We start from the raw sequence: 22466 nt of genomic DNA, 5'->3' as shown, positions 1-22466 counted from the left end.
TCCACGACGGCATTCCGGCACGCCAGACAGAGCGACTGGACGACAACACGACGGGACGCACTCTTGAGCAGCGAAATCGGGGACCGGCGCGGCATCCTCTATCCGCGCGTCCTCCCACGTTTCCACCGGCGGATGCCTCCGGCCGCGCTCGCGGGTTACGTGAGTTGGTATTGGATCTCGCAATGGGATCTGCCGGAGGAAGAGGAGTCGGTGCAACGCATCCTCCCGTTCCCGGCCTCGAACCTCGTCGTGGAACGCGAGAGGGTCACGCTGTCGGGCCCCACGACCGGGATCTCCCACCAGGTACTGACGGCGGACGGCTGGGCCTTCGGGGTCTTACTGCGTCCGGCGGGCCTCTGCATACTAGGAGCCCGGCCGGACGAGATCGTCGACCAGCAGGTGCCCCTCCAGCTCGATGATCTCGTAGGAGCCGTGCGAGAGTGCATGGACCGGGACGACCCGGCCGCGGCGGCCGAGGCGATGTCGGAATGGTTGGCACTGCGGCGGGTGGAGATTCCGCGCGGCGCGGAGCTCGCCGGCCGGGCCGTGGAACTGGCCGCAAGCGATCCGGAGATGACCTCGGTGGTGCGACTCGCGGAGGACATCGGGGTATCCACGCGCGAGCTCCAGCGCCTCTCCAAACGCTTCGTGGGTGTGTCCCCGCTGCGCATCATCCGCCGTTATCGACTGCAGGAGGCTGCGCTGCGGCTGCGGGAAGACCCGGGGCTCACCGTCGCGGAGGTGGCGGCCGAGCTCGGCTATGCGGATCAGGCGCACCTCGCCGCAGATTTCCGGACGACCCTCGGGTTCGGCGCGCGGGGCTATCGAGAGGAAACATAGGCACCGCGAGTCGCCCGCCAGACGACGAAAAACGCCGCCCTCCTCCGCACGGCAGTGCGGAAAACGAGCGGCGCTCGGCGCGGAGCCCGGTAGTGCCGGGCGGCGCGATTAGATCTTGTTGACGGCCTTCGACAACGCCGACTTCTTGTTGGCGGCCTGGTTCGAGTGGATGACACCCTTGGAGGCGGCCTTGTCGAGCTGGCGGTTGGCGGCGACGAGGAGGGCGCCCGCGCGCTCCTTGTCCCCGGCCTCGGCGGCCCGGCGCACGCCGCGGATGGCGGAACGCAGGGCCGAACGAACGGACTGGTTACGGGCACGGTTCCGCTCGTTGGTGCGGATCCGCTTCTGCTGCGACTTGATGTTTGCCACGCGCTACTACCTTCGATTGAGCTAGCGGGAGAAGGCGGTCGCCCTCGCCCCTTGCGGATTCCTCGCGGCCGGATCGTGACTTCGGCTGCGGATTCCGCGCTGATGGACATTGCTGAGCTTGTACTCGCCCGGCCACGAGCCACGCGCCGAGCGTGGTCCACATGTCGAGCTGCTTGCTTGCGCCGCGCCGAACGCGGTGCACCGAACGATGAGAATAGCAGCGCCGGGGCTGCAGGAGCAAAGCGAGCAGCGCGCAGGTGGAGGCGGGAGAGTGCTCAGCTCCAGCCGAAGTCCGAGCGGAGCCGGCCGGCGACGTTCTCGAAATCTTCGCGGGGCATGATCGCGCCCTCGCGCCGGATCCCGTCTTCGGGGACCTCGAGCACGCGGTCGAGGCGGATCCAGCTCGGCTTGCCGTCGTGGTCCCACGGTCCGGACCCGATGCCGATCCAGTCGGGATCGCCGTCGCGCTTGGACTGGCTCGAGAGCATGAGCCCGAGGAGGACGGCGCTGTCGCGGCCGACGACGAGGACGGGGCGGTCCTTGCCGCGGCCGTCGTGCTCCTCGAACTCGACCCACGTCCACACGATCTCGCCGGGATCGGCCATCCCGTCGAGTTCGGGAGAGTAGCTGATCGCGCGGGCGCGGTCGCGGCTCGCGTGGTCCGTCGTCACAGCCGGGCGGCCCTGGGCCGAGCCGACTTGACCCGAGCCCTGGCCGGCACCCTGACCGTTGCCGCGCCCGGCCTGGCGGCGCTTGTTGATCTCCTGCGCGACCTGTGGTCCGTACCTGCGCGCGAGCGAAAACGCCTGACGCCCCACCCGGTTCCAATTGATTGCCATGCGCCACAGTTTACTGGCAGGGGCCGCGCCGGCGGATCGCCGCGGGTTCGGAGTTGTGCCGGGCGCCGGGTAGCCTGGGAACCTGGACATTTCGGTTCGGGCGCCCCCTCGGCGCGCGAGGAGGAGACGGACGAGAGTGACGAAGAATTTCGCCAAGACCACCTTCACGGACCCCTCGCAGATCCGGAACTTCTCGATCATTGCGCACATCGACCACGGCAAGTCCACGCTCGCCGACCGCATGCTGCAGATCACCGAGGTCGTCGATCAGCGGCAGATGCGCGACCAGTACCTCGACCGCATGGACATCGAGCGCGAGCGCGGCATCACCATCAAGGCGCAGAACGTGCGCCTGCCGTGGGTCCCACGCTCGGGCGCCAACGAGGGCGAGGAGATCGTCCTCCACATGATCGACACCCCCGGCCACGTCGACTTCACCTACGAGGTCTCGCGCGCCCTCGAGGCGTGCGAGGGCGCGGTGCTTCTCGTCGACGCCGCGCAGGGGATCGAGGCGCAGACCCTCGCGAACCTCTATCTCGCGATGGAGAAGGACCTCGAGATCATCCCGGTCCTCAACAAGATCGACCTTCCCGCCGCGGATCCGGATCGCTTCGCCCAGGAGATCGCCACGATCATCGGCTGCGAGCCGTCCGACGTGCTGCGGGTCTCGGGCAAGACCGGCGAGGGCGTACCCGAGCTCCTCGACCGCCTCTGCGAGCAGATCCCCGCGCCCGAGGGCGACGCCGACGCCCCGCCGCGCGCGCTGATCTTCGACTCGGTCTACGACACTTACCGCGGCGTGGTCACCTACATCCGCGTCGTCGACGGCAAGCTCACCCCGCGCGAGAAGATCACGATGATGTCGACGGGGGCCACGCACGAGCTCCTCGAGATCGGCGTCATCTCGCCCGAACCCGGAGCCTCCGCGGGGCTCGGTGTCGGTGAGGTCGGCTACCTCATCACCGGTGTCAAGGACGTTCGCCAGTCGAAGGTCGGCGATACCGTGACCCTCGCCAAGCACGGCGCGACCGAGCCGCTCGCCGGCTACAAGGAACCCAATCCCATGGTGTTCTCCGGGCTCTACCCGATCGACGGATCGGACTACCCGGACCTGCGCGACGCGCTCGACAAGCTCCAGCTCAACGACGCGGCCCTCGCCTACGAGCCCGAGACCTCCGTCGCCCTCGGCTTCGGCTTCCGCTGCGGCTTCCTCGGCCTGCTCCACATGGAGATCACCCGCGACCGGCTCCAGCGCGAGTTCGGCCTCGACCTCATCTCGACGGCGCCCAACGTGGTCTACCGGGTCGTCGCCGAAGACGGCGAAGAGCTCCAGGTCACCAACCCGTCAATGTGGCCGGAGGGGAAGAACCGCGAGGTCTACGAGCCGATCGTCAAGACCACGATCATCGTGCCGAGCGAATTCGTCGGCCCCACAATGGAGCTGTGCCAGTCCAAGCGCGGCGAGATGAAGGGCATGGACTACCTCTCGGAGACCCGCGTCGAGCTGCGCTACATCATGCCGCTTGGCGAGATCATCTTCGACTTCTTCGACTCGCTCAAGTCCCGCACCCGCGGCTACGCCTCCCTCGACTACGAGGAGGCCGGCGAGCAGCTCGCGGACCTGGTCAAGGTCGACATCCTCCTGCAGGGCGAGGCCGTCGACGCGTTCAGCGCGATCGTCCACCGCGACTATGCACAGCACTACGGCAACATGATGACCACGAAGCTCAAGGAGCTCATCCCGCGCCAGCAGTACGAGGTGCCGGTGCAGGCGGCGATCGGCGCGAAGATCATCGCCCGCGAGAACATCCGCGCCATCCGCAAGGACGTGCTCTCCAAGTGCTACGGCGGCGATATCTCCCGCAAGCGCAAGCTGCTCGAGAAGCAGAAGGAGGGCAAGAAGCGGATGAAGTCGATCGGCCGCGTCGACGTCCCGCAGGAGGCCTTCGTCGCCGCGCTCTCCGCCGACACGAGCGCCGACAAGAAGAAGTAGGGCGGGGCGCGACTCGGCCGGATCGGCTGCGCCTAGGATGACGGACGTGAATTCCGAGAATCCCTCCCAGCGCCCGGTGGGCGACTCCAAGGCAGGTCTGACGGTGGGCTCCGCAGCCCTCATGGACGGTTCCGGCCTCCCGTTCGGCCTGCCCGACTTCGCGGCGTTCACCGACGCCGATGTCGAGCCGGCAGCCCGGGCGGCGATGGACGATCACGACGCCGAGATCGCCGCGATCGTCGCGAACCCCGCAGAGCCCAGCGTCGAGAACACCGCGATCGCCTTCGAGCTCTCCGGCCGCGCGCTCGACCGCGTGCTGTCGACGTTTTACAACCTCGTCGGCCCCGATGCCACCGAGGAGCGCCAGGCGCTCGACCGCACGCTGTCGCCGTTACTCGCCTCGCACTTCTCCCGGATCTGGCTCGACGAGCGCCTATACGCCCGGATCTCGGCCGTCGCCGAGCGCATCGGGGTGGGTGCAGGTTCGTCCGACAGGACTGTCGCTGACGTAGCCGTGGACGGCGAGACCGTCGATGAGGAGACCCGCCGCCTCGTGGAGAAGCAGCTCCGCGACTTCCGCCGTCGCGGCGCAGCGCTTCCGGAAGCCGGCCGCGCGCGGATCGCCGAGATCGACGAGCGTCTCGCCGAGCTCACCACGACCTTCGGTGAGAACGTCCTCCGCTCTACAGCGGACCTCGCCGTCCACGTCGCGCCGGAGGACGAGTCCACGCTCGCCGGGCTCGACGAGGCGACGATGGACTCGCTCGCGCGCGGCGCGGCGGCCGCGGGCCGCGACGGCTGGCTCATCCCGCTCGGCCTGCCGACGGTCCAGCCGATCTCCGCGCTGCTCGAGGATGCGGGGCTTCGCGCGCGGATCATGGACGCCTCGCTGCAGCGCGGCTCCACCGCGGGCGCCGACAACGCTCCAATCCTCCTCGAGATCGTCCGCCTCCGCGCCGAGCGCGCGGAGCTCCTCGGCTACGCCTGTCACGCCGATTTCGCGCTCGAGGAGGAGACCGCGAAGACGGCCGCCGCCGCGCGCGGGCTCCTCGAAAGCGTCGCGGACGCCGCGGCCACCAACGCCCGGAACGAGGCGAAGGACCTCCTCGGCGGCGAGGACCGCGAGCTCTCGCCCGCGGACTGGGCGTTCCTCGCCGAGCGATTGCGCGCCGAGCGGTTCTCGGTGGAGGACGCCACCGTGCGCCCGTATTTCCGCCTCGAGGACGTCCTCCATGACGGCGTGATGCACGCCGCCTCCACGCTCTACGGGCTCGAGTTCGCCCGTCGCGAGGACCTGCGCGCCTACCGGGACGACGTCGAGGTGTGGGAGGTGCGAGACGCGGGATCGGGCCAGGATGACGGCATCGGCCTCATCCTCCTGGACTATTACGCGCGCCCGAGCAAGCGCGGCGGCGCTTGGATGAGCTCCTTCGTGGACCAGTCCACCGAGCTTGGTACGCGGCCTGTCGTCGTCAACGTGATGAACCTCGCCGAGCCTGCGCAGGGGCAGCCCGTGCTGCTCACGCGCGACGAGGTGACCACGATGTTCCACGAGTTCGGGCACGCCCTGCACGGCCTGCTCTCCCGCGTCCGGTTCCCGAGCTTCTCCGGGACGAACGTGCCGCGCGATTTCGTCGAGTTCCCCTCGCAGGTCAACGAGATGTGGGCCGACGAGGACGAGGTGCTCTCGCGCTTCGCCAGGCACGTCGACTCCGGCGAGGCGCTCCCCGCAGATCTGCTCGGGCGCCTGCGCGAGGCCGAGCTCTTCGGGCAGGGGCAGGCGACCGTCGAGTACCTCGGCGCCGCGCTCATCGACCTCGCCTGGCACTCGCTCTCCGCCGCAGCGGCCGCGGAAATCGCCGAGCGCGGTGGGGAAGCCATCGACGGCTTCGAAGACACGGTCCTCGAGAAGGCCGGCCTCGACGTCGGCGGCATCGAGCCGCGCTACCGCTCCCGCTATTTCCAGCACATCTTCGCCGGTGGGTACTCGGCCTCGTACTACTCCTACTTCTGGGCCGAGGTGCTCGACGCGGACGCCGCCGAGTGGTTCCGCGAGAACGGCGGGCTGCGCCGCGAATCGGGGGAGCGGCTCCGCCGGGAGGTGCTGTCCAGGGGTGGCGCCATCGACTTCGAAGAGGCGTATCGCGCGTTCCGCGGTGCTGCCCCGAGTCCGGCCCCGCTACTGCGGCGCCGTGGTCTCGAGAGCTCGGCGGTCGGTTAGGCTACGTCCATGTCGTCCGTGCCGGAGATCGTGGACAGCGTGGAGCTCTGGCTCTCCACGCTGCCCTTCGCGCCGCAGGTGGCGATCGTCGTCGCCGTGCTGCTTCCCGTGTCCATCGGCTTGGCGAAGCTCATCGGGAGCGCGACCGATGCCGTGCTCAGTCCGGCGGTCGTGGACCGGGTCAGGGGCCGCGACGAAGCGGCGGAGGAGGAACTCGGCTAGATGCCAAAATCGCGCGTGCAACAGGCGCTCATCGGGCTCATCGTGCTCTTGGTGCTCATCTGGGTGCTCACCCGGATCTTCTAGCCCTCGGGCCGCCCCGGCATCACTTCGGTTCGATGGGTGTGGATTTTCCGGTGACACCGAAAATGTGAAGCCTGTCTCCGTACACTTTTGTCTATGCAACGACTCAGCGGACTCGACGCCAGCTTCCTCTATTTCGAGACGCCGTCGCAGCCACTCAACGTCTGCGTGCTCGTCAAGGTGGACCCGTCCAGCATCCCCGGCGGCTACTCCTTCGAGAAGCTCAAGGCGCAGTTCGACCAGCGCATCAAGTACATGCCACCGCTGCGGCGCAAGCTGCACAATTCGGTGCTCAACCTCGATCATCCGGTGTGGATCGAGGCGGACGATTTCGATATCGACAAGCACGTCCACCGGATCGCCGTGCCCGGGGACGCCGGGGACAAGGAGGTCGGCGACCTCGTCGCCCATTTCGCCGGCCTGCCCATAGATCGCTCGGCGCCGATGTGGGACGTCTGGGTCGTCGAGGGTCTCAAGACCGGCGAGGTCGCGATGATCATCAAGATGCACCATGCGACGGTCGACGGCGTCTCGGGTGCGAACATCATCACCCAGCTCTGCTCGCTCACTCCGGACACTGAGCTCCTCGACGAGAAGCAGCTCGACGTCGGAGCGGGCGGATTCGGCGCGGTCGAGGTACTGCTCGGCGGCGCTATCTCGACGCTGGCCAAGCCGTTCCATTTCGTCTCGCTTCTGCCCGGGACCGTCAAGGTCCTGCCGAAGTGGGTTCTTCGCGCCCGCCGCGGGCAGGCGATGCCGGCGCCGTTCTCCGCGCCACGCACGCGCTTCAACGGCACGATCACCGGGCACCGGGCGGTCTCGTACGGCCAATTCGATTTCGCCAGGATCCGGCGGGTCAAGAAGGCATTCAACTGCACAGTCAACGACGTCGTCCTGGCCCTGGCCTCGACCGCGCTGCGCCGCTACCTCGTCGAGAAAGACGAGCTGCCGAAGAACTCGCTGGTGTCGATGGTGCCGATGTCGGTCCATGGGGTCTCGACCCGCCCAGGCACCAACCACGTGTCCGGAATGTTCATGTCGCTGGCCACCTCTCAGGAGGATCCAATCAAGCGACTGCGGGTCATCGCGAAGTCCACCGACATCGCGAAGAAGCACAACGACACGATCGACGCCGACCTCCTCACCGACTGGGCGCAGTTCGCGGCACCCTCGATCTTCGGCGCGGCCGTGCGCACGTATTCCAAGCTGCGGCTCGCCGAGAAGCACCCGGTGGTCTACAACCTCGTCGTCTCCAACGTCCCCGGGCCGAACTTCCCGCTGTACTTCCTCGGCGCGCGGATCACCGCGATGTACCCGCTCGGCCCGGCCTTCCACGGCGCCGGGCTCAACCTCACGGTCGTTTCGCTCGACGGCTCGGTCTATGCGGGGTTCATCGGCTGCCGCGAGATGGAATCGGATCTCTGGCCGCTTATCGGCTACATGAAGGAAGCGCTCGACGAGTACGAAGAGCTCGCGGGCCAGATGGAGGAGCTCGCGGCGGTATCGGCAGACGAGCCCGAGCTCGCCTCGGGGACGGCCGGATCGAACAAGGTCGCGACCGGCACGCCCGGGTCCGGCAAGGGCAAGTCCAGAGCAAAGCGAGGCGCCGAGGGCGGCGATCCGGATCGCGTCTCGACGGTGTGCGAGCAGATCGAGGACATCGAGGAGCTCGGCGAGAAGCTCGGTGCACTGGCCGAAACGCGAGGGAAGTCGAAGATCAAGAACCCGTAGGGGCCGGCCACTCGCCGATGCCGGCTCGCCGCGGGGAGTGGCCTACACTCGCGGCGTGGCGGATTCGGCGGTAGTACAGGCAGGCGAAGCGGCTTTCGATCTACGAATGCCGGAGGCCGTGGCTCGCCCCTTCGGCGCCTACGTCCACGTTCCGTTCTGCGCCTCGCGCTGCGGGTATTGCGATTTCAACACCTACACCGCGGGCGAGCTCGGCAGCTCGGCCTCCCCGGAATCCTGGCTCGGCGCCATCCGCACCGAGATCCGGGAGGCGGCGTCGAGGCTCGCCGAGTCGACGGGACGTGCGCCGTCATGCGATTCGGTCTTCTTCGGTGGGGGAACGCCGAGCATGGTCGGGGCGGAGATGCTCGTGGCGGTTCTCGCGGAGATCCGCGAATCCTTCGGCCTCGCACCCGGCGCCGAAGTGACCACCGAATCCAATCCCGAATCGGTCTCGCCCGAGTTCTTCGAGGCGCTGGCCGTGGGTGGGTTCACGCGCATCTCGCTCGGCATGCAGTCGACGTCGACTCGCGTATTGCGGGTCCTCGAGCGCGCGCACACGCCGGGCCGCGCGCTCGACGCCGCCCGCGAGGCCATCGCCGCGGGATTCGAGCACGTCAATCTCGACGTGATCTACGGGACCCCGGGGGAGACCGACGACGACCTCGCGAAGACCCTCGACGACGCGCTGGCCACGGGCATCGATCACGTGTCGGCGTACTCCCTGATCGTCGAGGACGGCACCGCGATGGCCCGCAAGGTGCGGCGCGGCGAGATCCCGCAACCGGAGGAGGACGTGTTCGCGCGCAGGTACCAGATAGTCGCCGACCGCCTCGAGGGGGCGGGTTTCGGCTGGTATGAGGTGTCGAACTGGGCGCGCGGGGAAGACGCGCAGTGTCGGCACAACCTCGGCTATTGGCGCGATGGCGACTGGTGGGGCTTCGGTCCCGGCGCGCACGGTCACCTCTCCGGCGCGCGCTGGTGGAACTTCAAGCACCCGGCGCGCTACGCGGCGGCGTCCGTGCCCGGCTCGCTGCCCGTCGCCGGTGGGGAACTGCTTTCCGACGGCGACCGCCACATCGAGCGGGTCATGCTCCGCATGCGCTTGGCAGAGGGGATCGCGGCGGGCATGCTCAGCGACTCCGAGCGCGCGCGGCTGGCCGGCTGGGAGCAGCGCGGGATCGTCGAGCAAGTCCGTGGGAGCGATGACGACCGTGAGGGCGGCCGGTATCGGATCACCGACGCAGGGCGCCTCCTCGCCGACGGCGTGGTCCGCGACATCCTCGACGACTAGTCGCGTCCCCGAGCGGCGTCCTCCGGCGCCGGCAAGAGGCCCGGTCGGGGGAGGGCGCCGGGCCCCGGGATCGTCTCTGCTTCGGTGGGCGACTCCAGCCGGTGTCTGGCCGCACATCGGACCTCCGCCGACACTTTCTCGCCGCACCCCGAGTGCACGATCTCGACGGCCGGGCCGGCGGCGTCGGCGTAGTAGGCGTCGCCCCAGCGCAGTAGCGCCACGATAGTAGGATAGAGGGCCCGGCCCTTCTCTGTGAGCCGGTAGTCGTTTCGCCGCCGCGCGCCTTCTTCGCGGTATTCCCTGCGTTCGAGCACTCCCTCCGCGACGAGCGAGTGGAGCCTGCGCGACAACACCGAATCCGAGATGCCGAGGTGATCGCGCATCTCGTCGAAGCGATGGACGCCGCGGAACGACTCACGGAGTACCTGGATGGCCCACTTGTCGCCGATCACGTCGAGGGTCCGCTGGATCGAGCAGTTCTCCGTCGATTGTTCGAGCCATTCCATCGTTTCGCCCTCCTTGTTCAGCTTCGACCAACCTTGACCGACGCCAACTCTCCCTCTAGCTTCGATTGTAGAAGTCAGGGCGCGGAATGCGCCAGAGGTCAAAAGAAGAGGAGCGCAATGTCCGGCGAATCCCAGAACACCGAGAACACCGACCTGCCCGATGTCTCGCTCGAGAGCGCCAGTGCCTTTGTCGCCGCGTCCGGATTCGTCGTCGAATCCGTCGACGCCCGCTCGTGCCGCGGGTACGTCGAACTCGGTGAAGACCATTTCACGCCGTGGGGCGTCGTGCACGGCGGTGTGTACGCGACGATCATCGAATCGGCGGCGAGTATCGGCGCGAGCGCCGCGGTGCGCGATAGGGGACAGTTCGCCGTCGGTCTGCACAACGGCACGGACTTCCTCCGCCCCTCGACGGGCGGCGTCGCCGATGTCGCCGCAGAACCGCTGCATCAGGGAAAGGGGCAGCAGCTCTGGGATGTCGTGATCTCCGCGCGGGACACAGGCAAGCCGATTGCGCGGGGCCAGGTGCGGCTCCAGAACGTGCCGCTGACCGAATCCTGATCGCACCTGCCCGACAGCGCGGGCCCGACAGCGCCGCTACAAGGCCGCGACGATCTTCGCCACGGTATTCCAGTTCCGCGCGGTCGCCGCGCAGCCGGCGTCTTTGGCGAGCCGGGAGTAGTCGAGGCGGAGTGAGAGCACGCCTTCGGGCGCCCACGTGAACACCTCACGCCCGGCGAAGACGTACTCGCCGGGCCCGAGGTCCGTCGCCTCGTACTCGGCGACGAGCTCGGGCGAAAGAGGGGCGGAGAGAAACGTGACGAGATAGCGCGATCCGTTGACCGCGACCTTGCCGAACGGATCGGCGGCGAGCACGTCCCGCATCTCCGTATCCGTGCGCGCGACGCAGTCCACGGCGACGCCGAAATCGGTGTCCATGCACTCGCGGACGGCATCGCATACCGTGTCGGCGCCACGCTCGCCTCCCGGGTCGGGAACGATGATGTTCCCGCTCGCGAGCAGCGTGCGGACCCCGGTGTAACCGCGCCGGGCGAGCGCATCGCGGAGCGCGGGCATGGGGACCTTGTTGTTGCCGCCGACGTTGATCCCGCGAGGGAGGACGATGACTCGGGGGATCCGGGAATCGGAGCTCGCGCTGTCCATGGGGAGAGTGTAGGTCCGGTGAGGGCCGCCGACACCGGCTCTGGCACTAGGCTGGTGTCCAAAGCTAAGTCGCGAACGAGAAGGAGGAGAACTCATGTCGAGCACCGACGACCGCAGGGCGCAGGTCCTCCGGGCCATCGTCTCGGACTACATCTCCTCCCAGGAGCCCGTCGGCTCGAAGACACTCGTGGACAGGCACAACCTCGGCGTCTCGAGCGCGACGATTCGGAACGACATGGCCGTACTCGAGGACGAGGGCCTCATCACCCAGCCCCACACGTCCTCGGGACGCGTGCCGACGGAGAAGGGCTACCGGCAGTTCGTCGACTCAATCGAGGAGGTCAAGCCGCTGTCGCGGGCCGAGCGGCACGCCATCCAGAGCTTCCTCGGCGAGGCGGTAGACCTCGACGATGTCCTCCGGCGCGCGGTGCGCCTGCTCGCCCAGCTGACCCAGCAGGTCGCCGTCATCCAGTACCCGCTCCTCAGCCAGGCGAAGGTGCGGCACCTCGAGGTCGTCGACCTGACGCCGAGCCGCATCCTCCTCGTGGTGATCACCGACACCGGGCGCGTGGAGCAGCGGGTTGTCGAGATGGGATCGACGGTTGCCGAGGACGACATCGCGGCGCTGCGCACCCTTCTCGGCCAGGCCGTTTCGGGGAAAAAGCTTGCAGATGCCAGCTCAGACCTCGCCGAGGCGGCGGCGCAGTCGCCCGAGTACATTCGTCCGTTCGCCGTGCAGCTTTCCTCTGCGCTCATCGAGTCGCTCGTCGAGGAACCGGAGAAGCGACTGCTGCTCGGCGGCACCGCGAACCTCACGCGCAATGCCGCGCAGTTCGACGGCTCCCTGCAGCGCGTCCTCGAGGCTCTCGAGGAACAGGTGGTCCTGCTCAAGCTCCTCGCCTCCGCGCGCTCACTCGGAACGGGGCCCGGGCACGTGACCGTGCAGATCGGGCGGGAGACGAACACCGAGGACCTGGTGGGCACGGCGGTGGTGGCCGGCCAGTACGGCTCCGGCCACGACTATCTCGGCTCCATGGGGGTGCTCGGCCCCACGCGCATGGACTATCCGGGCACGATGGCGCAGGTGGCGGCGGTGGCGCAGTACGTCGGGCAGATCATCTCCGGGCGCTGACGCCCGATTAGGATTTGCGCCCGACGAAACTAGAATCGTTGCGGAAAAACTCTTTAGCGCATAAAGGAAGGCACGAGTGGCTTGGGATTACTACGGCATCTTGGGTGTCGACAGGTCGGCTAGCGACGCGGAAATCAAGAAGTCGTATAGGAAGCTGGCGCGGCAGTACCACCCCGACGTCAACTCCACCGACGAGGCGGCGGAGAAGTTCGCCGAGATCGGCGCAGCCTACGAGGTTCTCTCCGACCCCGAGAAGCGGCGAGTCGTCGACATGGGCGGCGATCCCCTCGGCAGCGCCGGCGATCCCGGTGCGGGAGCGGGCGGCTTCGGCGGTTTCGGCGGCGTCGGGGACATCTTCGACGCGTTCTTCGGCGGCGGTGGAGGCGGCGGTTCGCGCCGCCCACGTTCGCGCGTGCAGCCGGGCTCGGATTCCCTCGTCCGCGTGACCATCGACCTCGAGGAGGCCGCGACGGGCACGCAGAAGGAGATCCAGATCGACACGGCCGTGCTGTGTACGACCTGCCACGGAAAGGGCTCGGCCGACGGCTCCAAGCCCACCACCTGCAACGTGTGCAACGGCGCGGGCGAGGTCCAGTCGGTGCAGCGCACCATGCTCGGCAACGTGATGACGGCGCGTCCCTGCAGCAACTGCCAGGGCACCGGCGAGGTGATCACCAATCCGTGCGCCTCGTGTGGCGGGCAGGGCCGGGTGCGCGAGCGCCGCACCGTGACGGCGAAGGTCCCGGCAGGAGTGACCACTGGAAACCGCGTGCGTCTCACCGGCCAGGGCGAGGTCGGCCCCGGCGGCGGACCCGCGGGCGATCTGTACGTCGAAATCCGCGAGCGCGAGCACCCGGTGTTCGTCCGCGAGGGCGACGATCTCCACGCGAGCATCCGCGTGCCCGTCGCCGACGCCGCGCTCGGCTCGGAGATCACCATGGAGTCGATCCTCGGCGAGGAGCTCAACGTGCGGATCGACGCGGGAACGCAGCCGAGTGACACCGTGCGAATGCGGGGCAAGGGCATGCCGAACGTGCGCGGCGGCGCGCACGGCGACCTCGTGCTCCACCTCGACGTCGCGGTGCCCACGCACCTGCACGGCAAGCAGAAGGAGGCCATGCGCAAGCTGCGCGAGGTCTCGAAGGACGCCCCGGAGCTCGTGGACACCGATTCCGCCCGCTCCGGCTCCCTCTTCTCTCGCCTGCGCCAGGCCTTCAACCAGCGGTAGAGCACCGATGTCCGCATCCTTGCTCCATATCACCGGGCCGATCCCCGGCCAGGGCGAGCGCATCGTGATCGACGGCTCCGAGGGGCGGCACGGCGCCTCCGCGTTGCGCCTCGCCCCGGGGGAGGACGTGCTCGTCGGCGACGGCGCGGGCGTGCTCGCCGAATGCCGTGTCGAGTCCGCGGGGCAGGGAACCGTCGAGGCGACGGTGCTCGCGCGCCGCGAGGTCCCCGAGCCGAGCCTGCGGGTAACCGTGGTGCAGGCGCTGCCCAAATCCGAACGCTCCGAGCTCGCTGTGGACCTCGCCACCGAGGCGGGCGCCGACGAGATCGTCCCGTGGCAGTCCGAGAGATGCGTTTCGCGCTGGACCGGTGGCAAGGGCTCGAGTAATGGCTCGGGCAAGAATTCCGGCAAGGCCGAGAAGGGTCGCGCGAAATGGGAGAACGCCGCGCGCGCGGCGGCGAAGCAGGCGCGGCGCGCCCGCGTGCCGCGGATCGGCGAGCTCGTCGAGGGCCGGACGCTCGCCGCCCTCGTCCGCGAGTGGACCGACGAAGGCGCGCTGGTCGTCGTCCTCCACGAGGAGGAATCGCGCCCCTTCGCCGACGCCATCGGGTCGGCCGTTGCCGGCGCCGAAGCGGCGACCCCAGGACGCCTCGTGCTCGTCGTCGGTCCCGAGGGCGGCGTCTCCCCGGCGGAGATCGAGGCGCTGCGCTCCGCAGGCGCGGTCCCGGCGCTCCTCGGCCCCGAGGTGCTGCGCACGTCGACCGCAGCCGCCGTGGCGCTCGGAGCGATCGGGGTGCTCACCGGACGCTGGGGCGGATAGCGTTCCTTCGCCGCCGGGCGAGGCGCCCAACAGGGTCTAGAATCGAAGCGAGACCGGCGGTACACCGGCAGAGTTCCGCACAACAGGCCGACAACGTGCGGTCACACGAACACACAAGCACAGACATGCGTCATGGACGCACAGAAGGAGTGGTCACCGTAACTTCCACGGATGACGGCGCAGTAGGCAACGGCGAAGCGGCCAGGGCCACCATCATGCTGGAGCCGGACGTCGCATTCGCCGTGCTCGGCGCGGCGGACGCGAACCTGCGCGTGCTCGAGGAGGAGCTCGCGGCGGACATCCACGTCCGCGGCGGCCAGGTCACGCTATCGGGGTCCCGCGAGGACGTGGCGCACGCCTCCGAGGTGATCGGGGACCTGCGCCGTCAGGCATTGAGGGGGGTCACCATCTCGCCGGATTCGGTGCATCGATCAGTCGACCTCACCTCCGATTCCGAGGCGCCGGCGGCTGCCGACGTGCTGTCCGCGGAGATCCTCCGCCGCCGCGGCAAGACGATCCGGCCGAAGACCCTGGGGCAGAAGAAGTACGTCGACGCGATCGACGAGCACACCATCGTCTTCGGGCTCGGCCCGGCCGGCACGGGCAAGACGTACCTTGCCATCGCGAAGGCGGTCGCGGCGCTCTCGGCGAAGGAGGTCGACAGGATTATCCTCACCCGCCCGGCGGTCGAGGCGGGGGAGCGGCTCGGCTTCCTCCCGGGCGCGCTCAACGACAAGATCGACCCCTACATGCGGCCGCTCTACGACGCGCTGCACGACATGATGGACCCCGAGGCGATCCCGAAGCTCATGGCGGCCGGGGTCATCGAGGTGGCGCCACTGGCGTACATGCGTGGGCGGACCCTCAACGACGCGTTCATCATTCTCGACGAGGCGCAAAACACGACGCCCGAGCAGATGAAGATGTTCCTCACCCGCCTCGGCTTCGGCTCCACCATCGTGGTCACCGGCGACGGCTCCCAGGTCGACCTGCCGGGCGGACAGCGGTCCGGGCTCGCCGTTGTCCAGGACATTCTCGACGGGGTCGACGACATCTCGTTCTCGCGACTCACCTCGAAGGACGTGGTCCGCCACAACCTCGTGAGCAGGATCGTCGAGGCCTACGATTCGTACGACAAGCGACGCGCAAAGGGAGAGGACCCCTCCGGGGGGAATCGTGCCGAGCGCCGTCAACCGCTCCACGGACGCGCCGGGCGGGGACCTGCGAACCCGCAGCGTGGAAAGGGCCGCAATTGAGCATCGAAATAGCCAATGAGTCGGGCATCGAGATCGAGGGGGAGGACCTCATCTCCGTGGCCTCGTTCGTCATCTCGCGGATGGACGTGCACCCGGCGGCGGAGCTCGCGATCACGCTCGTCGACGTCGACACGATGTCCGACCTGCACGTGCAGTGGATGGACCTGCCGGGTCCCACGGACGTGCTGAGCTTTCCCATGGACGAGCTGACCCCCGGCAGCCACCCCGACCGCGCGGAGGCGGGTCCAGCGATGCTCGGGGACCTCGTCCTGTGCCCCGAGTTCGCCGCCGATCAGGCCGCGTCCTCGGGACACCCGCTCGCGCACGAGCTCGCGATCCTCACCGTCCACGGCTGCCTCCACCTGCTCGGCTACGACCACGCCGAGCCGGCGGAGGAGCGCGAGATGTTCGCCCTCCAGGCCGAGCTCCTGGCCGAGTGGTACGACGAGCGCTCCGGCGATGCGGGCTAGGCGCCGGTAGCTCTTCGTGGAGGCATTGACCGACGCATTCGACTGGACCCTCGTGGTGGGTCTGTTGCTCATCCCGCTGGCCGGGCTCTTCGCCGCGGTCGACGCCGCGCTGTCCACCGTGTCGGTGGCGCGGGTCGAGGAGCTCGAGCGCGAAGAGCGGATGGGCGCGCGGCGCCTGCTCGGCGTGCTCCGGGCGAGGCCGCAGTACATCAACCTCAGCGTGCTGCTCTATACGGTGTGCCTCGTGGCGGCCTCGGTGCAGGTGGTCACGTTCTTCACCGCGCTCATGTCGCATTCCATCTGGGGCGTCGTCGTGGGCGTCGCGGCGATGACGGCCCTGGCCTTCGTCGTCGCCGGCGTGTGGCCGCGCACCCTCGGCCGGCAGAACGCCTACTCGATCTCTCTCGTCGCGGCCCTTCCGCTGCTCTGGCTCGGTGTGCTCCTCCGGCCCGTGGTGCGGCTGCTCATCGTGCTCAGTAACGCGGTGACGCCGGGCCGCGGATTCCGCAACGGCCCGTTCGCGGGCGAGATCGAGCTCCTGGAAATAGTCGACCTGGCGCGCGAGCGCGGAGTGGTGGCCGAGGGCGAATCGAAGATGATCCAGTCGGTCTTCGAACTCGACCAGACCTTGGCGCGCGAGATCATGACCCCGCGCCCCGAGATCGTGTGGATCGAGAAGGACAAGACCATTTCGCAGGCGCTGCGCCTCGCCGTGCGCTCCGGGCACTCGCGGATCCCCGTGATCGGCGAGGACGTCGACGACGTGGTGGGCGTGGCCTACCTGCGGGACCTCGTCGAGTCGGCCACCGAGAGCAGCGAATCGTATTCCGCCGCGGCGACCTCGCTGGTCTCGGCCGTGATGCAGCCGGCGAATTTCGAGCCCGACACCAAGCGCGCGGACGACCTGCTCGCCGAGATGCAGCGGCGAAGGAATCATCTCGCCGTGCTCATCGACGAGTACGGCGGCGTCGCGGGGCTCGTCTCCATCGAGGACATCCTCGAGGAGATCGTCGGCGAGATCGTCGACGAGCACGATTCCACCGAGGTCGCGCCGATCGAGGAAGCGGAGGACGGCTGGTACCGCATGTCCGCGCGGCTCCCGCTTGACGAGGTCGCCGAGCTGTTCGGGGTCGAGTTCGACGCCGAGACCGTCGACGAGGCCGATACGGTCGCCGGCCTTCTCGCCTACGAGCTCGGTCGCGTGCCGCTGCCCGGCACCCGGGTCCGCTCGAACGGTATCGAGCTCGTCGCGGAGGGCGGCACCGACAGGCGCGGGCGGATCCGGGTCAGCACCGTCCGCGGGCGTGCGCTCGAACCCGCGACCCGGCCGGATTCGGGAGCGGATCCGAGCTCGAACCCGCACGCGAAAAAGACAAACGAGAACACGTCCGACGAGGAGAACGACAATGACCGATGAGACCCGGTTCCACTCCGGTTTCGTCTCCTTCGTGGGGCGCCCGAACACGGGGAAGTCGACGCTCACCAACGCGCTGGTCGGCGAGAAGATCGCCATCACCTCGAACCGGCCGCAGACCACCAGGCACACGATCCGAGGCATCCTCAACCGCGAGAACGCCCAAATCATCATCGTCGACACTCCGGGCCTCCACCGCCCGCGCACGCTGCTCGGCGAGCGGCTCAACGCGCTCGTCGAGGACACGTACAGCGATGTCGACGTCATCGGCATGTGTGTGCCCGCGGGGGAGAAGATCGGTCCGGGCGACCGGTGGATCCTCGGTCGCGTCCGCGAGCTCGCGCCCAAGACGCCGATCATCGGGGTCGTGACGAAGATCGACGCCGTAACCCAGGACGCCGTGGCCGCGCAGCTCGTTGCCGTCTCGGAGCTGCTCGGCCCCGATGCCGACGTGGTCCCGGTCTCGGCGACGATGGGCCGCCAGGTCGACACGGTCGCCGACGTCATCGTCTCGCACCTGCCCGAGGGGCCGCGCTTCTACCCGGAGGACGTGGTCACGGACGAGGACGACGAGACGCGCATCGCCGAGCTCATCCGCGAGGCGGCGCTCGAAGGCGTCCGCGACGAGCTGCCGCACTCGATCGCCGTCATCATCGACGAGATCATCCCCCGTGAGGGGCGCGACGATCTCGTCGACATCCACGCCTCTGTGGTCGTCGAGAGGGACAGCCAGAAGGCCATCGTCATCGGTCGCCGCGGTTCGCGCATGCGCGAGGTCGGCACTCGCGCGCGCCAGGGGATCGCTGAACTGCTCGGCAAGAAGGTGTACCTCGATCTCCATGTCAAGGTGCTCAAGGACTGGCAGCGCGATCCGCGCTACCTCGGCCGGCTCGGTTTCTAGGGGCTGGTTCCAGGTCTAAGGCTCGAGCCCGGGCTCCGCGCGCCACGCGGAAGTGACGCACCGGCGAACTAGAATCGTCGGCGACGGTTCACGGGCATCAGGTAGGGGGAGATCATGCATCCTGTCAGGGACTCCGCCCTCGTGCTGCGCACCTGCGACCTCGGCGAGGCCGACCGCATCATCACCCTCCTGTGTCTCGAGCACGGAATCGTGCGCGGAGTGGCGAAGGCCGTTCGCCGCACTCGTTCCAAATTCGGCTCGCGCCTCGAGCCCTTCACATACGTAGAGGTCGAGTTCGTCCCCAGTCGACGCGGCGGGGGAATGGGCAGCGGCTCCCCGGGGATGGTCGGCCTCGGCACGCCGTTCGGGGACGGCGGCCTCGCGATCATCCGCAACGCCGAGACCATCGAGGGCTTCTCCGCACAGATCACGGCGGACTGGCCCACGTACACGGCCGCGTGCGCGATGCTGGAGGCGGCCGAGCACCTGGCCGGAGGCGAGCCGCGCATCCTCCGAATGCTCGTGCTCGCGTTCCGCTCGATCGCCGAATCGCGGCGCGAACCCGCGCTCGTCGCCGCCTCTTTCGTGCTCCGGGCGCTCCAGGTCGCGGGCTGGGAGCCGGTGCTCCTCGCCTGCGCCCGCTGCGGGGTCGTGGGTCCCCACCGCGCGTATCACGTCCCCTCGGGCGGGGCGGTGTGCGTGCACTGCCGGCCGGCGGGCAGCCTCACTCCGCGCCAGGGTGTCCCGGAGACCCTCGATGCCCTCCTCCACGGCAGGTGGAAGGACGTGGAGGCGGCGCCCGAACAGGTCATCAGGCAGTCCAAGGATCTCGTCGCCGCGCACCTGCAGTGGCACACCGAGCGCTCGCTGCACACGTTGGAGCTGCTCTCCGGGGAATCCGGCGTCCGCCGTCATGCCCGATATGGTGGGGGACCCGCCGCCCAGCTCGACAGAAGGGAACACCCGTATGGCGCTCCTGCCTAGGCGTTCGAAGACGGCCGCCGCCGGCGCGGTGACTCCTGCGAACGCCACCCCTCCGCCGCCGCACCCCTCGGGGGCTAAGCCGCCAGAGATCCCCGCGCAGTTCGTCCCGCAGCACGTTGCGCTCGTCATGGACGGGAACGGTCGCTGGGCACAGGAGCGGGGGCTCGCGCGCACCGAGGGGCATAAGCGGGGCGAAGGTGTGCTCCTCGACGTCGTGCAGGGCTGCATCGAGATGGGGATCCCGTACCTCAGCGCGTACGCGTTCTCGACCGAGAACTGGAAGCGCAGCCCCGAGGAGGTGCGCTTCCTCATGGGCTTCAACCGCGGCGTGCTCCAGCGCCGGCGAGACGAGCTCCACGAGATGGGCGTCCGCGTGCGCTGGGCAGGGCGCAGGCCGAAGCTCTGGAAATCGGTGATCTCCGAGCTGGAGACCGCCGAGGAGCTTACGAAGAACAACACGGTGATGACCCTGGCGATGTGCGTCAACTACGGCGGGCGCGCCGAGATCGTCGATGCCGCACGGGAGATCGCGCGCCGTGCCGCGGCGGGGGAGCTCGATCCGGAGTACATCACGGAGAAGTCCTTCGCGGGCTACCTCGACGAGCCGGACATGCCGGACGTCGACATGTTCCTGCGCCCTTCGGGCGAGCTGCGGACCTCGAACTTCCTGCTGTGGCAGTCCGCCTACGCGGAGTTCGTGTTCCAGTCGACCCTGTTCCCGGATTTCTCCCGGCTCGACCTGTGGGAAGCGTGCCTCGATTACGCCAAGCGCGACCGGCGCTTCGGCGGGGTCAAGTAGCTCGACCTGGCTCGCCCTGGCCCGGCTCGCCGCGGGCCGCGCAGTCGGCGCACAGTCCGACCAGCTCGATCGTGTGCTGCACCTCGGAGAACCCGTTCGCGGCGGCGACCGACCTCGTCCACCGCTCGACGGTATCGGCCTGCACCTCCACGGTGCGCCCGCAGCCGCGGCACACGAGGTGGTGGTGATGATGATCGGAACACCGTCGGAAGAGCTGCTCGCCGGCGTCATTCCGGAGGGTGTCGACAGCGCCGAGATCGACCATCGACTGCAGCGTCCGGTACACGGTGGTGAGCCCGATCCGCTGCCCGGCCGCGCGCAGCTCCGCGTGCACGTCTTGGGCGGAGATGAAAACCTGCTGGCGGTCGAGGAGCTCGGCGATCGCCTCGCGTTGCCGCGTCGAACGAACACCTAGGCGCGGCGACGTGGTCGCTGATGCGTACGGTGCCGCGGACTCTGACGCGGTCCCGGGTCCGGGCGGGATCGCGGCGGGTCGTGAGCTCGAGGCTGGGTCCGTTGAGGGCACGGCGCCGACCTCCTTGGCGTTCGACGGTTGGGCGTTCCCGGGTGGGGTACTCCCGCCAGTATCGCAAACCCGCGCAAGGCGGCGGACCGTGCGGCGGGCATGACGGCTAGGATTGCCGGAGACCGGCTGATGCGTCTCCCGATACTGTCGTCGCAGCCAGCGCGATAAGGGGACACCGCTAGCGAGATGGAGAGAACCAAGTGGCATCTGTGATCGACACCGTCGTCAACCTGTGTAAGCGTCGCGGCCTCGTCTACCCCTGCGGCGAGATCTACGGCGGTACCAGGTCGGCGTGGGACTACGGTCCGCTCGGCGTCGAGCTCAAGGACAACATCAAGCGCCAGTGGTGGAAGTCCATGGTGCAGGGCCGCGGCGATGTCGTGGGCCTCGACTCGTCGGTGATCCTCCCGCGCCAGGTGTGGGAGGCCTCGGGCCACGTCGAGGTGTTCTCCGACCCGCTCGTCGAAAGCCTCTACACTCACAAGCGATTCCGCGCCGACCACCTCCTCGAGGCCTACGAGGAGAAGCACGGCCACCCGCCGGAGAACGGCCTCGCCGACATCAAGGACCCCGACACGGGCCAGCCCGGCAACTGGACCGAGCCCCGCGAGTTCTCGGGCCTGATGAAGACCTACCTCGGCCCCGTCGCCGACACCGAGGGCCTGCACTACCTGCGCCCGGAGACCGCGCAGGGCATCTTCGTCAACTTCTCGAACGTGCTGCAGACCGCGCGGCTCAAGCCGCCGTTCGGCATCGGCCAGATCGGCAAGAGCTTCCGCAACGAGATCACCCCCGGCAACTTCATCTTCCGCACCCGCGAGTTCGAGCAGATGGAGATGGAGTTCTTCGTCAAGCCGGGCGAAGACGAAGAGTGGCACCAGTACTGGATCGACCAGCGCTTCGATTGGTACACCGAGCTCGGCATCAATCCGGACAACCTCCGCCTGTTCGAGCACCCCGAAGAGAAGCTCTCGCACTACTCGAAGCGCACCGTGGACATCGAGTACGCCTTCCACTTCGCCGGTTCCAAGTGGGGTGAGCTCGAGGGCGTCGCCAACCGCACGGACTACGACCTCTCGACCCACTCGAAGGCCTCCGGCGAGGATCTGTCGTACTTCGACCAGGCCTCGGGCGAGCGCTACATACCGTTCGTCATCGAGCCTGCGGCGGGCCTCACCCGCTCGTTCATGGCGTTCCTCATCGACGCCTATACCGAGGACGAGGCGCCGAACTCGAAGGGCGGTGTCGACAAGCGCACGGTGCTGAGGCTCGACCGGCGCCTCGCCCCGGTCAAGGCCGCGGTGCTGCCGCTCTCGCGCCACGAGAACCTGTCGCCGAAGGCCCGGGACCTCGCGAACCAGCTGCGCAAGAACTGGAACATCGACTTCGACGATGCCCAGGCCATCGGCCGCCGCTACCGTCGCCAGGACGAGATCGGCACGCCGTTCTGCATCACGGTGGACTTCGACACTCTCGACGACCAAGCCGTGACCATCCGCGAGCGCGATTCCATGGCGCAGGAGCGGATCGCCATCGACCAGGTCGAGCGCTACCTCGCCGAGCGCCTCGTCGGGGCGTAGATCGGGAAGCGCACCGAGGCAGGAACCCGGGCACGGCCCGCGCTGCCACAAGACCGGCCAATCGAATAACCCCTTCCGGACCCACATGAGCCCGCGCCC

21 protein-coding genes and 1 pseudogene are annotated in these 22466 nt (G+C 68.6%); 17 read left to right on the top strand and 5 right to left on the bottom strand.

The features are described 5' to 3' along the window. The first annotated feature begins 63 nt into the window (after positions 1 to 63). Positions 64 to 840, top strand: coding sequence for an AraC family transcriptional regulator (locus V7E05_RS01885; RefSeq protein WP_333617981.1), 777 nt, complete (start codon positions 64 to 66; stop codon positions 838 to 840). A gap of 108 nt (positions 841 to 948) precedes the next feature. Here V7E05_RS01885 and rpsT read toward each other — a convergent pair whose 3' ends face one another. Continuing rightward, positions 949 to 1209 carry a 30S ribosomal protein S20 gene (gene rpsT / locus V7E05_RS01880; protein ID WP_333617980.1) on the bottom strand — a complete coding sequence of 87 codons (261 nt, stop codon included), beginning with the start codon at positions 1207 to 1209 and terminating at the stop codon, positions 949 to 951. A gap of 275 nt (positions 1210 to 1484) precedes the next feature. Then, positions 1485 to 2048 (bottom strand): type II toxin-antitoxin system PemK/MazF family toxin, encoded by a 564-nt coding sequence (locus tag V7E05_RS01875; RefSeq protein WP_333617979.1) that lies wholly within the window; start codon positions 2046 to 2048, stop codon positions 1485 to 1487. 136 nt (positions 2049 to 2184) lie between these two features. Here V7E05_RS01875 and lepA point away from each other — a divergent pair, with 136 nt between their 5' ends. From lepA to hemW, 5 genes and pseudogenes are all read left to right on the top strand, one after another. After that, positions 2185 to 4041 carry a translation elongation factor 4 gene (lepA, locus tag V7E05_RS01870; protein WP_333617978.1) on the top strand — a complete coding sequence of 619 codons (1857 nt, stop codon included), beginning with the start codon at positions 2185 to 2187 and terminating at the stop codon, positions 4039 to 4041. 121 nt (positions 4042 to 4162) lie between these two features. Then, complete coding sequence (locus tag V7E05_RS01865; RefSeq protein WP_333618009.1) at positions 4163 to 6262, top strand: M3 family metallopeptidase; 2100 nt, start codon at positions 4163 to 4165, stop codon at positions 6260 to 6262. Between the two features lie 9 nt (positions 6263 to 6271). Continuing rightward, on the top strand, positions 6272 to 6484 hold the full coding sequence (locus V7E05_RS01860; RefSeq protein WP_333617977.1) for a hypothetical protein: 213 nt from the start codon (positions 6272 to 6274) through the stop codon (positions 6482 to 6484). 177 nt (positions 6485 to 6661) lie between these two features. Continuing rightward, positions 6662 to 8032, top strand: a pseudogene (locus tag V7E05_RS01855) (WS/DGAT/MGAT family O-acyltransferase); the annotation flags it as partial. A 370-nt stretch (positions 8033 to 8402) separates the two neighbouring features. Next, complete coding sequence (hemW, locus tag V7E05_RS01850; protein ID WP_333618008.1) at positions 8403 to 9587, top strand: radical SAM family heme chaperone HemW; 1185 nt, start codon at positions 8403 to 8405, stop codon at positions 9585 to 9587. Here the strand turns inward: hemW and V7E05_RS01845 are convergent. After that, on the bottom strand, positions 9584 to 10093 hold the full coding sequence (locus tag V7E05_RS01845; protein WP_333617976.1) for a winged helix-turn-helix transcriptional regulator: 510 nt from the start codon (positions 10091 to 10093) through the stop codon (positions 9584 to 9586). The genes hemW and V7E05_RS01845 overlap by 4 nt on opposite strands. A 117-nt stretch (positions 10094 to 10210) precedes the next feature. Between V7E05_RS01845 and V7E05_RS01840 the strand changes: the two genes are divergently transcribed. After that, positions 10211 to 10654: a PaaI family thioesterase gene (locus V7E05_RS01840; RefSeq protein WP_333617975.1), complete on the top strand. Its 444-nt coding sequence runs from the start codon at positions 10211 to 10213 to the stop codon at positions 10652 to 10654. A gap of 36 nt (positions 10655 to 10690) precedes the next feature. On the opposite strand, the gene V7E05_RS01835 is transcribed toward V7E05_RS01840, so the two are convergent. After that, positions 10691 to 11257, bottom strand: a complete 567-nt coding sequence (locus V7E05_RS01835; RefSeq protein ID WP_333617974.1) for a DUF1697 domain-containing protein — start codon at positions 11255 to 11257, stop codon at positions 10691 to 10693. 94 nt (positions 11258 to 11351) lie between these two features. Here V7E05_RS01835 and hrcA point away from each other — a divergent pair, with 94 nt between their 5' ends. The 9 genes from hrcA (at position 11352) to V7E05_RS01790 (ending at position 20261) form a co-directional block, all read left to right on the top strand. Beyond that, the gene (gene hrcA, locus V7E05_RS01830) at positions 11352 to 12389 is read left to right on the top strand and encodes a heat-inducible transcriptional repressor HrcA (RefSeq protein WP_333617973.1); all 1038 of its coding nucleotides are present in this window, start codon (positions 11352 to 11354) and stop codon (positions 12387 to 12389) included. Positions 12390 to 12465: 76 nt separating this feature from the next. Further along, complete coding sequence (gene dnaJ, locus V7E05_RS01825) at positions 12466 to 13617, top strand: molecular chaperone DnaJ (protein WP_333617972.1); 1152 nt, start codon at positions 12466 to 12468, stop codon at positions 13615 to 13617. A 7-nt stretch (positions 13618 to 13624) separates the two neighbouring features. Continuing rightward, positions 13625 to 14437: a 16S rRNA (uracil(1498)-N(3))-methyltransferase gene (locus tag V7E05_RS01820; RefSeq protein WP_333617971.1), complete on the top strand. Its 813-nt coding sequence runs from the start codon at positions 13625 to 13627 to the stop codon at positions 14435 to 14437. A 125-nt stretch (positions 14438 to 14562) separates the two neighbouring features. Further along, positions 14563 to 15693: a PhoH family protein gene (locus V7E05_RS01815; protein ID WP_442891567.1), complete on the top strand. Its 1131-nt coding sequence runs from the start codon at positions 14563 to 14565 to the stop codon at positions 15691 to 15693. Further along, entirely contained in the window at positions 15690 to 16163 is a 474-nt protein-coding gene (ybeY, locus tag V7E05_RS01810) for an rRNA maturation RNase YbeY (RefSeq protein ID WP_333617970.1), read from the top strand. Before V7E05_RS01815 ends, ybeY begins: the two co-directional genes overlap by 4 nt. 25 nt (positions 16164 to 16188) lie before the next feature. Then, entirely contained in the window at positions 16189 to 17580 is a 1392-nt protein-coding gene (locus V7E05_RS01805; protein ID WP_333617969.1) for a hemolysin family protein, read from the top strand. After that, positions 17570 to 18478, top strand: coding sequence for a GTPase Era (era, locus tag V7E05_RS01800; RefSeq protein ID WP_333617968.1), 909 nt, complete (start codon positions 17570 to 17572; stop codon positions 18476 to 18478). The genes V7E05_RS01805 and era overlap by 11 nt, the downstream gene beginning before the upstream one ends. A gap of 114 nt (positions 18479 to 18592) precedes the next feature. Continuing rightward, positions 18593 to 19462, top strand: coding sequence for a DNA repair protein RecO (recO, locus tag V7E05_RS01795; RefSeq protein ID WP_333617967.1), 870 nt, complete (start codon positions 18593 to 18595; stop codon positions 19460 to 19462). Then, the gene (locus tag V7E05_RS01790) at positions 19446 to 20261 is read left to right on the top strand and encodes an isoprenyl transferase (protein WP_333617966.1); all 816 of its coding nucleotides are present in this window, start codon (positions 19446 to 19448) and stop codon (positions 20259 to 20261) included. The genes recO and V7E05_RS01790 overlap by 17 nt, the downstream gene beginning before the upstream one ends. Here V7E05_RS01790 and V7E05_RS01785 read toward each other — a convergent pair. Next, positions 20254 to 20787, bottom strand: coding sequence for a Fur family transcriptional regulator (locus V7E05_RS01785; RefSeq protein WP_333617965.1), 534 nt, complete (start codon positions 20785 to 20787; stop codon positions 20254 to 20256). The genes V7E05_RS01790 and V7E05_RS01785 overlap by 8 nt on opposite strands. A 200-nt stretch (positions 20788 to 20987) precedes the next feature. Here V7E05_RS01785 and V7E05_RS01780 point away from each other — a divergent pair, with 200 nt between their 5' ends. Then, on the top strand, positions 20988 to 22367 hold the full coding sequence (locus V7E05_RS01780) for a glycine--tRNA ligase (RefSeq protein ID WP_333617964.1): 1380 nt from the start codon (positions 20988 to 20990) through the stop codon (positions 22365 to 22367). Positions 22368 to 22466 lie beyond the last annotated feature (99 nt).

The sequence above is a fragment of the Dietzia sp. genome (genome assembly GCF_036741115.1).
Lineage (GTDB): Bacteria > Actinomycetota > Actinomycetes > Mycobacteriales > Mycobacteriaceae > Dietzia.
This window is presented reverse-complemented; position numbering and strand designations above follow the sequence as displayed.